The following is a 13,772-nucleotide window of genomic DNA, read 5'->3' on the forward strand; positions in this document are numbered from 1 at the left end:
AATTGTATGCTAGGAGATAGAAGCGTGGTGGCAAGGAGCTTGGGCAGGGTATTAGCCAGTGTGCTGCTTGTAGTGGTGTGCTTGTGCGCAGATACTCCTAATGCCTTAAGCAACGACACGCTCTTACTTGATAAAAAGACCCTAGAGAGCCTGCTAGATGGGCAGGAGAGTAAGCGCGTTGATGTGGTGGAGATTTTGCGAGCCAAGGAGCGTGATTTACAGGGGAAAAGCACGCAAGAGAAGATTGAGCACTATGAAAAGCTCTTGCGTTCTAATGGTATCACCCCAGCACCTATGCCTTATAAATCGGGGGATTATATACAAGCGCGTTTTGCAAACGCGGATTCTAGTAAAAAGGCGGATTTAAGCAAGTATTACACCAGCGCGGATAAGAAAAGCGGGGCATTTGCTAGCATTATGATAGGGGCTAGCCGCCTAAGCCAGCTCTACACCGATGGGCTTTATAATAAAACAAACAATGTCCCCAAAGATGAAGCAGGGTTTGTCTGTACAGATACAGATAAAAGTGGGTGCAAGATAAGTGGGGTGTTTAGCAATGGAGAGCAGGGGGTCGAGTTTGTCTCCAATCTCTTTGCCTTTGGCGGGGGGTTTGGGTATCAAAAGTTTTTTAACCCCTATCTAGGTAGCAGGCTTTATGGCGATGGACTGCTAAGTGCTGGCAAAGAGAGGATTAAAGATCAAGCAGTAGGGAGCTTTTACTATGTGCTTGGGGGAATGAATGTCGATGTGTTGGCGGAGCTGCCCTTTAGTCTTTTTGCTGGGCAAAATCGCGTGCTTAAAGATATGGCTGTGGGATTGTATGGGGGCTTGAGCATAGGCGTGCTGCTCTTGTTTGACCAAGCAAATGAGAATCTAGTCAAGCATACAAATGGACTCACTAGCAAAGATGTGCTGTGGAATTATTTGTTGCAAGTGGATTATGGCTTCAACCTTGGGGCGAGCTTCTCTCTCACCTCGCGCTATAAGCTTGATTTTGGCGCGAAAATCCCTATGAGTGCGGTTGGGCTGCCTAGCGAGCTGCGACTTGGGCTAGAGTCCCCAGCTAGCTACTCTAATGGAGAAACCTTAGTGTCTAAGGATATTGTGATTAAACGCACGCCATTTTGGTATGCGAGCTTTATTATGCTCTTTTAGGCGTTGTGCTATAATGTGGGCGATTTTGGCGATATGGAGTGTGTGATGTGTGCGATATGGGTAAGGAAGTGCTGTAAAGTAGCGTGCTATGCTATGCTAAGTATCCAACTCCTGCACGCAGATTTAATCCCCCAGCCCCACCCACAGAAGCAGCCCTTGCCTGAAGAGATTCTAGTCCCAGAAGCACTCACCCCACAAGCCCTAGAATCCACTCCGCAAAAGCTAGAGCTCATCATCTCCTACAAAGCCCAAGCTCACGATGGCATAATCACCGGCGAGCGATATAGCATAGCCGATCCCATCACGCTAAAAGCCCATAGACTTAAAGTCGCCTACACTTGCTCTATCAACACCCCTATAAACGATCTTATTACCGATGATGAAGCTTATGCGATTAAATATATTTTGACCCATTACCAAGAAGAAGTGCTTGAGTGCTTGCGCAAAGGGAGGGCAAATATCCGCTATGATGGACTCACAAGCCACAATACGCGCGTGCTGGATTCTACTACCTTTGCCTTCCCACCGCAGCGGATTTTGGCGCATTTGGATAATCGTTATGTGGTTATTGATGTATTAAAGGAGTGAGATGAAAATCGCAATTGTAGAAGATGATATCAATATGCGCAAAAGTCTCGAGCTGTTTTTCGCCGAGCATAAGGACTTGCATATTGTCTCCTTTCGTAGTCCAAAAGACGCGCTCAAAGAGCTAGATTCTAGCTACCAGCTTGTTATCACAGATTTGAATATGCCCCATATGAATGGGCTAGAGTTTTTAAAGCAGCTTAATAATCGCTATGAAATGATTGTCATCACTGGCAATGCCACGCTACACTCCGCGATAGATTCTATACGACTAGGGGTCAAAGACTTTTTTCAAAAGCCCTTTGAGCCAGAGCTGTTGCTTGAAGCCATCTACCGCAGTAAAAAGGTGCTAGAGTTTCAGCAAGCCCATACCAAAACCACCTCCAAAGCAAGCGCGGCGATCAACCGCCAAAGCCCCTTTGTCGCCACAAGCAAATCCCTAGAATCCATACAAGCTCAAGTGCTAAAAGCCGCGCCCACAGACTCTAGTATCTTGCTTATGGGGGCTTCAGGCGTGGGGAAAGAAGTCTTCGCACGCTTTATCCACGAGAACTCCACTAGGAGTAAAAAGCCCTTTATCGCTATCAATATGGCAGCAATCCCAGAGCATTTGCTAGAATCTGAGCTCTTTGGCTATGAGAAGGGTGCATTCACCGATGCCATAGCGACAAAGCAGGGGCTTTTTGAGCTAGCAGATGGCGGGACGCTATTTTTAGATGAGATAGGCGAAATGCCCATAATGCTCCAAGCAAAGTTACTGCGCGCAATCCAAGAAAAAGAAGCCACAAGGCTTGGGGGCTCTAAGCCTATAAGCTTTGATGTGCGCTTTGTCTCTGCGACTAATGCCAACCTAGAGCAGAAAATCGCGCAAAAAGCTTTCCGTGAAGATCTTTTCTACCGCTTGCAGACAATCCCTGTGCTAATCCCGCCGCTAAAAGAGCGCGTGGAGGAGATTCTGCCCATTGCGCAGTGGAAGCTAGAGCTAGTCCTAGCTCAATACAATCTCCCGCCAAAAACTTTCACCAAAGAAGCTAAAGAAGCCTTGCTTGCTTATGAGTGGCACGGCAACATTAGAGAGCTGCTCTCTGTGATTGAGCGTGCAGCAATCCTTAGTGATGAGGCAATTACGCCAAAGGATCTCTTTTTAGACTCTCGCAAAACACGCGAGCCAAACAAAATCGAGTCGCTAGAAAAGCAGCTTTTATGCGAGGTGTTACAAGATAGCGATAATGACATAGCCAAGGCGAGCAAGATTCTGGGAATGAGTGAAGAGATTTTGCAGTATAAGCTTGCTAAATACGACATACAAGCTACGCCAAAGGACTAGTTTTAGTGAAAAATAATCGATTGTGTGCTAGTATCGCGCTTTTTAAGCTACATATCCACTACAAGCGACTTATAGGAGAGCAATGAGCGAGATTATAGGATTTAAGCAAGCAGATGGCGAGATCATCGATCTGCAAAGCATAGCATTAGAGCGCGGGGAGTCGCTAGCGGCACTGCGAGAGAAGCTACAAAGCCACGCCATTGACACAAGCGCGTATGGGGAGGCGATCCACTTTGATAATTCTGCTCTAGCACTTGCGATTATCCGCCACTCTTGCGCTCATCTTTTGGCTCAAGCAATCAAGCAGCTTTACCCTGATGCGAAGTTTTTCGTAGGACCGGTGGTTGATGAGGGATTCTACTACGACTTTAAGACAAGCAGCAAAATCGGCGAAGAAGACTTAGAGAAAATCCAAGCGCGTATGAAAGAGCTAGCAAAATCTGGCGATATGATAGAAAAGTCCGTGATCACGCGCGCACAGGCACAAGAGCGATTTGGCGATGATGAGCTAAAGTGTGCGGTAATGAGCCGCATACAAGGCGATAGCTTTGGGATCTATGAGCAGGGGGACTTTGTCGATTTATGTCGCGGACCACACTTGCCTAGCACGAAGCTTTTGCATAGCTTTAGCCTTACCAAGCTTGCCGGGGCGTATTTAGGTGGTGATGAAAATGCTGAAATGCTCATTAGAATCTATGGCATAGCATTTGCGGATAAAGAGAGCTTGAAGGCATATCTCCACCAGTTAGAAGAAGCCAAAAAGCGCGACCACAGAAAGCTAGGGCAGGAAATGGGGCTTTTTACCTTTGATGAGCAGCTAGGGGCTGGGCTGCCTATCTGGCTACCTGCTGGAGCGAGACTACGCAGGCGTATAGAAGAGCTCCTTACTCGTGCGCTTATCCAGCGAGAATACGAGCCTGTGCGCGCGCCGGAGATTCTAAAAAGTGAAGTGTGGAAAATCAGCGGGCATTATGATAACTACAAAGAAAATATGTATTTCACCACCATCGATGAGGTCGAGTATGGCATAAAGCCGATGAACTGCGTGGGGCATATCAAGGTCTATCAGCATAGTAAGCGTAGTTATAGAGAGCTGCCCCTTAGATTTTATGAGTATGGAGTGGTGCATAGACACGAGAAAAGTGGTGTGCTGCACGGGCTTTTGAGGGTGAGAGAATTTACCCAAGATGATGCGCATATCTTTTGTATGCCAAGCCAGATAGAAGCAGAAGTGCATAGTATCTTAGATTTTACTAGGAGGATTATGGGGGCATTTGGCTTTAGCTATGAGATGGAGCTATCCACGCGCCCGGAGAAATCTATCGGCGATGATGCGGTGTGGGAGATCGCTACAAATGCTCTGCGATCTGCGCTAGAATCTAGCCAGATCCCTTATAATATCGATGAGGGTGGCGGGGCATTTTACGGACCTAAGATTGATATTAAAATCACTGATGCTATTGGGCGTAAGTGGCAGTGTGGGACAATCCAAGTGGATATGAATCTGCCTAGTAGATTCCAGCTTGAATACATCGATGAGAGCAACCAGCCCAAACAGCCTGTAATGCTACATCGCGCGATACTAGGGAGCTTTGAGCGATTTTGCGCGATTTTGTGTGAGCATTTTGGCGGGGAGTTTCCCTTCGCCATTGCGCCTACGCAGGTGGTGATTATCCCCATTTCTAGCGAGCAGCAAGAGTATGCGCACCATATCCAGCTAGCCCTGCGCAAAATAGGCGTGTATGCTGAGATTAGCGACAAAAATGAGACCCTTAGCAAGCGCGTGCGCACGGCAGAGAAGCAGCGCGTGCCGATGATCGCAATCATCGGGGCGAAAGAAGTGGAATCCAAAATGCTTGCCCTGCGAGATAGGAGAGCCAAAGAGCAAAGAGACATCACAGAAGGAGAGTTTATAGCGATGATAGAATCCAAAAAAGAAGAGGTGAGCTTTTGAGCAAAGAAGAAGTTTTGCTAAATGAAGATATACGCTTTAGCGAGGTTCGGTGTATCGATGATGATGGCTCTACTTATGGGATCATCTCAGCAAGTGAGGCAAGGGAGTTTGCAAGGGCTAAGGGCTTAGATCTAGTATGTATCTCCCCTAGTGCCAAGCCCCCTGTGTGCAAGATTATGGACTATGGTAAATACCGCTACCAGCTAGAGAAGAAGCAAAAAGAAGCCAAGAAAAAGCAAAAGCAAATTGACATTAAAGAGATCAAGCTCTCCGCCCAAATCGCGCAAAACGACATCAACTACAAAGTCAAGCACGCCAAAGAGTTTATCGCAAGTGGCAAGCATGTGCGCTTTAAGGTCGTGCTAAAGGGCAGGGAGACTAGCGACCCGCAGCTTGGCGTAGCAGTGCTAAATCGCGTAAGGGAGATGATGGAGGAAGTCGCCCAGCCAGAGAAAGAGCCAAAGACAGAGGGGCGTTTTGTGAGCTGGCTGTTTGTCCCTAAACGCTAGGTAGTTCTAGTCCCTAGCTTGACTGGAATTATCGTTTTAGTTTTGGCGTTGGCTTTTTGGCTAGAATCGCAGATTGCTTCGACTAGCTCGTGTCGATAGACACCCTAGTCTTATCTCCTTGCGCGGCTTGCAAAGCCACGATTCTAGCTCAAAAATCCTGCCGCCTAGCTGCGCTCGTGGATTCTAGGGAGTTACATAAGCTAGAAGCCTAGAGTGTTAAGAAACCTATCAACACAAAGCCGTTACAATCACAACAAGCTTTTTTAAGGAGTTTTGATGAAGCAAGGAGATTTCACACAAGTCGCTGCTCACTACCATAACCGCCCCGCATATAGCACTATGCTTTTGCAAAAGCTAGTCGCTTGTATCAATGATGAATATAAGCCCTTGCAAGAGCTGCAAGTAGCAGAAGTTGGAGCTGGCACAGGCAAGCTCACCGCACTGCTTGGGGATATGGGGCTGCAAGTGCGCGCTGTTGAGCCAAATGACGCGATGAGAGAGAAGGGCATAGAGCATACCAAAAGCTATGCAAATATCAAATGGCACAAAGGCTCTGGCGAGCAGAGTGGGCTAGAATCTAATAGTGCTGATTGGGTGATTATGGCTAGCTCGTTTCACTGGACTGACCCTGCAAAGTCTCTCCCAGAGTTTGCGCGTGTCTTAAAAACGGGGGGGGGGGGGCAAATGGCTACTTCACAGCTATTTGGAATCCTAGAAATATCATAGAAGGCTCTGTCTTTGATGAGATTGAAAGAGAGATTAAACATATTGTTCCAGAGCTTGCTCGTGTGAGCAGCGGTAGCCAAAATGTCAAAAAATGGGAGGAGATCCTAGTCTCCACAGGAGATTTCACAGACTGCTTCTTTATGGAGTGCGATTATGTGGAGACTATGGACAAGGCTCGCTATATGGGGGCTTGGCATTCTGTCAATGACATACAAGCGCAAGCTGGGCAAGATCGCTGGGATAAAATCATCGCTATGATAGAGTCCAAAATCGCCCATCTTAGCGTGATTGAAGTCCCTTATAAAATCCGTGCGTGGAGCGTGAGAAAGGCATAGATTCTATGCCCCTTGTGCTTTGCGCGCATACGCTAAAGCACAAGGAGAAATGATGAATACTCTTACACAGGATTCTACACAGCAAAAGATCGTAGAGAAAGTTTGGGACTATACTAAGCACGCCAAATTCTACGAATACCGCCCCAACTACGCCCCTGCAAGCATTGATATGCTTACCTTTCTAGTCAAGCAAAGCAGCCAAACCACCGCCCCAAAAGTCGCTGACATAGGAGCAGGGACTGGGAATCTAAGCATTATGCTACTAGAGCGAGGGTGCAAGGTGGTGGCAGTTGAGCCAAATGACGCGATGAGAGAAATTGGCATAAATCGCACCAAAGAGTGGGCGCAAAAGGGGCAGATCGAGTGGGTGCGCGCTAGTGGAGTGGATAGCACGCTAGCTAGCGGGGAGTTTGATTGGGTTACCTTTGGTAGTAGCTTTAATGTGATGGATAGGCAAAGCGCGCTTATAGAAGCGCACCGACTTTTGCGGGGGGGGGGGGGGGGAAATCTTCTCCTGTATGTGGAATCATAGGGATTTAGATGACCCTATCCAAAACAAAGCAGAAGAGATTATCACAGAGCTTGTCCCACACTACACAAGGGGGACTAGGCGAGAAGATCAGCGCGCTATCATAGAATCTAGGAAAGATCTCTTTGATAGCATATTGTATGTAGAAGAGGACTTCTACTTCCAGCAGAGTTTAGAGAACTATATCAACGCGTGGAAAAGCGTGAAAAACCCTTATTGGGATTTGGACTCTGCGGAGGGAAGAGAGCTCTTTGAGAACATCACACAAAAGATGAGAGCCACTCTGCCTAAAGAGCTGCATATCAAATACACCACCAGATGCTGGAGTGCCAGAAAGGTGTAGTCAAGCAAGGTGTAGCGATAGGCTAGCATAAGGAGAGTCGGCTAGATTGTATCTAAAGGAGAATTATGCGACTCTATACACTTATGATTAGTCTAGGGAAAGGATCGGTGCGGTTTATGCTAAGAGTTTGGAGTGCTTTGGCGTGGAAGCTTGGGGTAAAGCTGCCTAAAAGCTATGATTTTTTCTACCTTTCAAGCCACGGCGTAGGGCATAACGCAATGCTAGGCTTTTTGCACCATTGTGGGGTGAAGCTTAATTGGCATTTTGAAGAGTCAGGCAAGCAGCGATATACTCATCTCTACCAAATGCTCCTAAAAGCCAAATATGCCAAAATCGGGGGGGGGGGGCGAGTGCTATGCCATTGCCCTAAGTGAATGCGGCTTTACACAAAAGGAAGAGTTTTTCGCTACATTTGCCAAGCGTGCGCCTGCGATTTGCTTGGTGCGCGATCCTATCGGCGTGATAAAAAGCATTTTGAACCTAAGCGGGCGAGGTGGAGAAGGGGTCTTCACCCTAGATACGCCCTATGAGCAAATCACGCAAGTAGGCTTTGGCGACTTCACGAAAGCTCCTATTTTCTGGGGGGAGGCTAGCCCACATCTAGCAAGTATCGCTACGATTGTGGAGGATTCTAGCGGACATATCTTTATCCAAAATTCCCTGCAAGAGTCCTTGCAAAAGGTAATTACACAAACCCACTACATCGATATGCAGCAAATCACAAGCCAAAATGCCTACGCCACTTTGCTAGATTTAAGCCGCAAGCTTGACTTCAATCCCCCAGAGAAAGACTCTGTGATATGGACGACAAAGATGTTTGGCGAGATCAATGGCGTGCTGCCCTTTAGCCTGCGTATCCCCTTAAGCGGTGAAGCTAGCGGACAAGTGCTAGAAGTATCTATCACCCTAGAGCAGTATGCGATGTGGCAAAGGGGCATTACCTATCTCTTGCAAGACTTTATCAAGCAAACGCCCTTTACCAATATCGCTATCACAATCCCTAGCGACAAGGCAGGGCTACTTAGCCAAGCCCTGCTGCAACGCTTGGAGAGCTTTATGCAAGGCTTTATAGAAGCACTGCAAAGAAGAGTGGAGTATATCAATGCGCATAAGATCACAGAAGTGCAAGTGCTAGACTTCTTGCGCGAGCATAAAGATGTGGCAAAGAAGCTAGAAGCAAAGCTTGATAGAGAGCTAGCACATATTATGCGGAGTCGAGCGGATATTGTAAATGGGTGGGGATACTACCAGCAGTTTAAAGAGCTATGCCTTTTGTAGCACGAGGATTTGGCTTTGCGCGATAAATCGTGGATTGCTTCACGCGGGCTGCGGTTACATACGCCAAGTATGCGCCCTTGCACGCGCTTGCAAAGCCCCGATTTACTAAAGAAACTGCGGCTGCGCCTTGTTTTCTCATCGCAAATCCTAGAATCCTAGAGAGACAATAAATGTGTGTCTTGGGTAGGCAATGCGTGTGATTTTACAAATTTTGGGTGGGAGTTACCTTGTCGGTAATGACCGCCCAAAATTTGTAAAAAGCAAGCACAGCCCCACCGCAATTCTTAGAATCTTTGGGACACAAAATATCGTAAATCCTAGAATCCACTTTTTGAAATATGCGCTTCCCACACTCTACTAGAATCCACTTTTTACATTAACACCGTTTTATCGTCATTGCGAGCCGATGAAATCGGCGTGGCAATCCATAGCACAATAATCAAAAAGATTCTAGCGATAATGCCCTTTGTTGTCATTGCGAGGGAGCGAAGCGACCGAAGCAATCCACAAAAAAGTGGATTCTAGGGGTGCTACGCTTCTAAAAAATGCTGCAAAATCTCGCTTTTTTTAGAATCTAAGCTCGGCAAGCTAGAATCTAAAAGGTGTATTTTGGATTCTATCCTTTCAATGGTGGATACGATTTTTTCCTGTGCTTCAAGGGGCGGGAGTGGGATTTGCAAGGATTCATAAAAGCTTATTGGCACTCTTCTGTGTCCGCTTGAGCCTGTCATATTTTTCGCCGCTTCTTGTCTTATAGAATCTTGATTAAGACAAGCAAATAAAAATTTATTGTTTAGCCCCTTATGTGTTCTAAAAATATGAAATTCGCTACTTCCCATACCCAAACCATTTGTAAGATTTTTTGCAATGGCACATTTTCCATTTTCCATACACGGCGTGATTTTAGCTATCAAAATATCATTTTCCGCAAAATAGGTATAGCTCCCCTTTCTAAGCTCTTTTAGCGGCTTATCAACTTTGTTTTGGATATAGCCTTTATCTGCCACACTTGCCATTTCCACAAAAGAAATAATGGTATTTTCATCAATATTTGCAATTTCTCTTTTGCTTGGATTAAGGGTAAGGTATTTTTTATTATTAAGCTTGATTGTATCCCAGCCTTGTGGTGGTGGGGTGGGGATAGAATCTAAAAGGGCTTTAAGATTTAAGTCGTTATTGTTATTAAAATCTAGTTTAGATTCTAACTCTTGTATAGAATCTAGTAAGGAAGTAATTAGTCGGCTAGTTTCGCCCCCCCCCCCCCCGATAAATTCATCATTATTTGCAATGATTCCACATTTCACTAAAATCGCTTTAATCAACTCTTGGTATTTTTCTATGCTCATTCTTATGGTGTTATACTGCTCTTCTACTTTTTCACATTCTGCTACGATTTGCTTTTGAATCTCTAAAGGCGGCAAGGGGATTTTCACTTGCTCTTTTAAAATTGTGCTATTTAGACTTTTTCCAAATGCGTTATTGCCTCTAATAGAATTTAGATTTAATATTTTGCTTTCAAAAACCCAAAACAAGTATTTATCTAAAATTTTCAACTTATCTTTTGGTATAAGTCCAGCTATTGCTTCATTTGTGTATAAATCTTTTCCAGCAATAGCAGTTTTACCTATACTTAACTTAAAACTTAAAAGTGTTGTGCCTTTGGGTATAAGCTTTACATTTGATTTTTTAATTGCTTCATCGGTGATTTTTTCTTTTGTATTTGTGATAACCTGTCCGTTCATTTCGGCTATTGAAACCCATAAGTTATTACCTTGAAAATAACTATAATTACTTCTTGTTGGAGTTCCGCCGATTAAAATTTCACACACTTCCCCTAACTTCACCAACTCAAATTTACAATTTTCAAAAGGATTCTGTGCGTTAAACTCGCCTTGTGAATTGATAGGATTTAAACTTATAGCCTTATTAAAATCCACTTTGCTAAAGTCTAGCATAGCTTTTACTTCACTTATAAAAAGCTTGTAAAAGTCCTTATCATCGCTTTGCAAGGCGGTAATGATAGAATCTATATTAACACTAGATTCTATAAAAGCTTTTATAGCATAGCATAGCTTTGTTGGGTCGCTAGGATTTGCGGGATTGTATAGCGGGGTAGAGATGAATTTTACGGAGTTGATGTTACGCAGGGCTTCTTTTTGCTTTTTATCTTCATCGCTGTCATCTTCGCTTTCTTTTAACTCGGCGTTTTGTATGTCTTGGATTGTAGTTTGGTATTTTATCCCCTCATCGCCCTTTCTCTTGCTCCAATCATAACCTAAGAATTTGATGATATTTGCTTTATTGCTTTTGTTATCTGTGGTTTTATCGCTTGGGCTTTTTAGGATTAGGACTTTTTCATCTTGGATATAGGAGAAATAAAGCAATTTTTCACATTCTAGCTCTTTTACTTGGTGTAAAAATCTTTGGTAATGAAAGCTAGATTCTAAGCTTTTATATTCTTTAGTGAGTAGAAAATCTTTGAAGGCTTTGTTGTAGTCCTTTGGTGTGTGTTGTGCGGATAGATTTTTGTAGGTTTCTTTATAGCTTTGTGTGCTTTCAAAAAGGGCTTTTTGCTCGGTTTGAGTGAGTTTTGTCCTTTTAAATACTTTGGGCTTGTCTTTAGAATCTTTATTTTTGTCATAGTCGCTTTGGTATTCTTTAAAGACTTCGTTATTTTTAAGATTCTCATTTAAAATATCTGCTTGTAAAAATGCTAAAAAGTCTTTGTAAGGATAGTGCATAAAATCGCAGTATTGCTCTAAAATTCTAGTGTTTATAAAGTCGTCTTTTAAGCAGGATAGATTGAAGTTGTGCTCTTTTAGCTTATGCAATAAATCTTGGTTGTATTTTTTCTTTTTCTTTGCAAAGAGTATGATTGTCTGTGTGCCTGTCGTGCCAAAGGTGTTTTTATTTAACTCCACTATACTAAGAAGATTAAAATGCTGGAATAAAAGCTCTCTAGTTTTCTCATAAATCCCACCTTTTTGCAAAATTGAAACGGGTAGGACTAGGGCGAGTAGTCCATCTTCTTTCAAAAACTGCTTTGCCCTTTCTATAAAAAAGCATTCTATGGCGTTGTTTTTCTCATAGCTTTTAGAATCTATGCTTTGGGTTAGGGCGTAGGACTTTTGTGCGATGTCTTCTAGGGTGTTTAAAAAGCCTTTGACAGAATAGGGTGGATTTGAGAGAATGCAGTGAAAACTTGCCTCTTCAAACTCATCTTTAAAATTTTGCTTGATAAAGTCTAGGGCATCTTGGAAAATAATGCTTGAACTCGTTTTAGAATCGTGGATAATGCAAGCGGTCTTTGCGACTTTTGATAGGTCTTTGTTTTTCTCTATGCCATAGAGTTTTATGTCTTTATTGTGGGCTATGGATTCTGTTAGGAAATGTCCAGCCCCACAGGCAAAGTCAAGCACTTTAGAATCTTTTTTAAGCGTTGGGAGAGAATAGACAATAAAGCTTGTGATAGGCGTGGGGGTAAAGAATCTGCCCTCGTGCTGATGATAGTAGCGGTTTAAAAAGCCTTCAAATAAATCGCCTAAGAATTGGTTATTTTCACTTTGTGAGATGTATAAATCTTGGATTAAGTTGGCTACTTTTACTAATACTTTAAAATTGAGATAAAACTCTTCTTCATTTTCTACTTCTATGAAATTAAATTTTTTGATATTGAAGTATTTTTGCTTGTCAAAGATTTTGTCAAGGTCTTTTTTAAACTCGCCTTTTTCTCGCTTTGCATTTGTGAAAAGCTCATCTAGCTCGGCTTTTTTGACATTGACGACTTTCTTTTTAAATAGTGTGTTAATGCCTATTTCATAGAGGTTTAAAAGTCTATCGGTGTAGGCAAAAGGATTGTCATATTGAATCCCTTTATAGTAAAACTGCAAATCTTGCTCTTTTATGGGCTTTGGGTTGCCATTTTTATCGCAATTATTTTGCTCATCAATGATTTTACATAGCAATAAATCAACTAGGATATAAAAGCAAGATTCTGGATTGCCTATGGCGTTGTTTCTTAGAATAGTTGCAAACTCGTGGTAAATGCTTGCTATTTCGTTATATGGGACTGCTTTTAGGTCGTCTAGGTTGTATTTTTCTTTACCGACTTTATAAGGCTCAATGCTAGATTCTAATAAGCCTTTGGTTGTAAAATCTTGTGTGTAGGTGTTAGTCCATACATTAAAATAGCTTCTTACATTGGCGTTTTGTGGGCTTTCAAAGCCTAGCTTTTTCTCGTGCTCTTTTAAATCTGCGTTGATTCGCTCTAAATGCTCTTTATTATCTTTTGTTGTAATGATATGGCTTTTATAGACGATTTGCTTGGAATTAGAGTCAAAATCATAAGCAAGAAGACAGAGAAAATCGCATTTATTTACCGCATAATAGGAGAAAAGCTGACCGCCATCTTTTTGCATTTTATGCCATTCTTTATTAAACTCAGCCCCTGCAGTTTTATTTTCTATCAAAATAAGATTTGTATAATCTTTTTTTAGCACTAAAATATCGCCATAGACTTGCTGATTATGCCCGACTTCAAAGGTTGGCTCTAATATGATATGCCTTGCTTCATAGCCTTTAGAAAGCAGGGCATCAACACACAAAAGGCAGACAAAATTTTCATTAGAGCTAAAATTTGTGGTTGTGTTTCTGTGGATTATAAAGCCTGTGCTTGGGCTATCTATGCTTGGATATTTACCCTCTTTGAAGCTAGAATCTAGCGGCTCATAATTGATTTTTTGCGTGGCGAAATTCACTTCTATTTTTGTATTGTTTGTGTATGTTTTTGTGTAGATATGTGCTTGTTTAGATTCTAGCTTTTTGCCCCCCCCCCCCCCGCAGAGAGAGCTTTAAAGCCTAAAATTGCTAGCACTTCTTTTAGATTTTCTTGCGTAATCATTAGCTACCTTTTGTTTGAGCTGTATTGAGTGGTGTTGCTTAGAGGGCATAGTAGCATAAGCGCGCTTAATAGCTAGCTTGCTTGCAGATCTCGCCTAAATCCCTTGCAAACTTTAGTTTAGTAATTTTGCA

The 13,772-nt window shown here is 43.2% G+C and carries 10 protein-coding genes and 2 pseudogenes; 10 read left to right on the forward strand and 2 right to left on the reverse strand.

What is annotated here, in order from left to right; genetic code table 11:
• The first annotated feature begins 6 nt into the window (after nucleotides 1-6).
• The 9 genes and pseudogenes from F4V45_RS05425 (at nucleotide 7) to F4V45_RS05465 (ending at nucleotide 8,741) form a co-directional block, all read left to right on the forward strand.
• Nucleotides 7-1,155 carry an outer membrane beta-barrel protein gene (locus tag F4V45_RS05425; RefSeq protein WP_150337406.1) on the forward strand — a complete coding sequence of 383 codons (1,149 nt, stop codon included), beginning with the start codon at nucleotides 7-9 and terminating at the stop codon, nucleotides 1,153-1,155.
• Between the two features lie 45 nt (nucleotides 1,156-1,200).
• Entirely contained in the window at nucleotides 1,201-1,743 is a 543-nt protein-coding gene (locus F4V45_RS05430) for a hypothetical protein (protein ID WP_150337407.1), read from the forward strand.
• Between the two features lies 1 nt (nucleotide 1,744).
• A complete protein-coding gene (locus tag F4V45_RS05435) occupies nucleotides 1,745-3,067 on the forward strand; it encodes a sigma-54-dependent transcriptional regulator (protein WP_150337408.1) in 1,323 nt (440 codons plus the stop codon).
• Nucleotides 3,068-3,149: 82 nt separating this feature from the next.
• Nucleotides 3,150-5,021, forward strand: coding sequence for a threonine--tRNA ligase (gene thrS / locus F4V45_RS05440; RefSeq protein WP_150337409.1), 1,872 nt, complete (start codon nucleotides 3,150-3,152; stop codon nucleotides 5,019-5,021).
• Nucleotides 5,018-5,530 carry a translation initiation factor IF-3 gene (infC, locus tag F4V45_RS05445; RefSeq protein WP_023930011.1) on the forward strand — a complete coding sequence of 171 codons (513 nt, stop codon included), beginning with the start codon at nucleotides 5,018-5,020 and terminating at the stop codon, nucleotides 5,528-5,530. Before thrS ends, infC begins: the two co-directional genes overlap by 4 nt.
• Nucleotides 5,531-5,806: 276 nt before the next feature.
• Nucleotides 5,807-6,591 (forward strand): annotated as a pseudogene (locus F4V45_RS05450) (class I SAM-dependent methyltransferase).
• Between the two features lie 52 nt (nucleotides 6,592-6,643).
• A pseudogene (locus tag F4V45_RS05455) lies at nucleotides 6,644-7,463 on the forward strand (class I SAM-dependent methyltransferase).
• A gap of 65 nt (nucleotides 7,464-7,528) precedes the next feature.
• Complete coding sequence (locus tag F4V45_RS05460) at nucleotides 7,529-7,837, forward strand: hypothetical protein (RefSeq protein WP_150337410.1); 309 nt, start codon at nucleotides 7,529-7,531, stop codon at nucleotides 7,835-7,837.
• Nucleotides 7,788-8,741, forward strand: a complete 954-nt coding sequence (locus tag F4V45_RS05465; RefSeq protein ID WP_150337411.1) for a DUF2972 domain-containing protein — start codon at nucleotides 7,788-7,790, stop codon at nucleotides 8,739-8,741. The genes F4V45_RS05460 and F4V45_RS05465 overlap by 50 nt, the downstream gene beginning before the upstream one ends.
• Here the strand turns inward: F4V45_RS05465 and F4V45_RS09470 are convergent.
• Nucleotides 8,719-8,880, reverse strand: a complete 162-nt coding sequence (locus tag F4V45_RS09470) for a hypothetical protein (RefSeq protein WP_170235186.1) — start codon at nucleotides 8,878-8,880, stop codon at nucleotides 8,719-8,721. The genes F4V45_RS05465 and F4V45_RS09470 overlap by 23 nt on opposite strands.
• A gap of 51 nt (nucleotides 8,881-8,931) precedes the next feature.
• On the opposite strand from F4V45_RS09470, the gene F4V45_RS09475 reads away from it, so the two are divergent.
• Entirely contained in the window at nucleotides 8,932-9,102 is a 171-nt protein-coding gene (locus F4V45_RS09475) for a hypothetical protein (protein WP_170235187.1), read from the forward strand.
• 169 nt (nucleotides 9,103-9,271) lie between these two features.
• On the opposite strand, the gene F4V45_RS05470 is transcribed toward F4V45_RS09475, so the two are convergent.
• Nucleotides 9,272-13,498, reverse strand: coding sequence for an N-6 DNA methylase (locus F4V45_RS05470; protein ID WP_246145146.1), 4,227 nt, complete (start codon nucleotides 13,496-13,498; stop codon nucleotides 9,272-9,274).
• Nucleotides 13,499-13,772 lie beyond the last annotated feature (274 nt).

It is taken from the genome of Helicobacter canis, from assembly GCF_008693005.1.
GTDB classification, from domain to species: domain Bacteria; phylum Campylobacterota; class Campylobacteria; order Campylobacterales; family Helicobacteraceae; genus Helicobacter_B; species Helicobacter_B canis.

What these genes read in the sequence shown, in the direction of transcription:
- F4V45_RS05425 (WP_150337406.1), top strand. Translation starts at nt 7, where the DNA reads ATGCTAGGAGATAGAAGCGTGGTGGCAAGGAGCTTGGGCAGGGTATTA.
- F4V45_RS05430 (WP_150337407.1), top strand. Translation starts at nt 1,201, where the DNA reads ATGTGTGCGATATGGGTAAGGAAGTGCTGTAAAGTAGCGTGCTATGCT.
- F4V45_RS05435 (WP_150337408.1), top strand. Translation starts at nt 1,745, where the DNA reads ATGAAAATCGCAATTGTAGAAGATGATATCAATATGCGCAAAAGTCTC.
- thrS (WP_150337409.1), top strand. Translation starts at nt 3,150, where the DNA reads ATGAGCGAGATTATAGGATTTAAGCAAGCAGATGGCGAGATCATCGAT.
- F4V45_RS05460 (WP_150337410.1), top strand. Translation starts at nt 7,529, where the DNA reads ATGCGACTCTATACACTTATGATTAGTCTAGGGAAAGGATCGGTGCGG.
- F4V45_RS05465 (WP_150337411.1), top strand. Translation starts at nt 7,788, where the DNA reads ATGCCAAAATCGGGGGGGGGGGGCGAGTGCTATGCCATTGCCCTAAGT.
- F4V45_RS09470 (WP_170235186.1), bottom strand. Translation starts at nt 8,880, where the DNA reads ATGAGAAAACAAGGCGCAGCCGCAGTTTCTTTAGTAAATCGGGGCTTT.
- F4V45_RS09475 (WP_170235187.1), top strand. Translation starts at nt 8,932, where the DNA reads ATGCGTGTGATTTTACAAATTTTGGGTGGGAGTTACCTTGTCGGTAAT.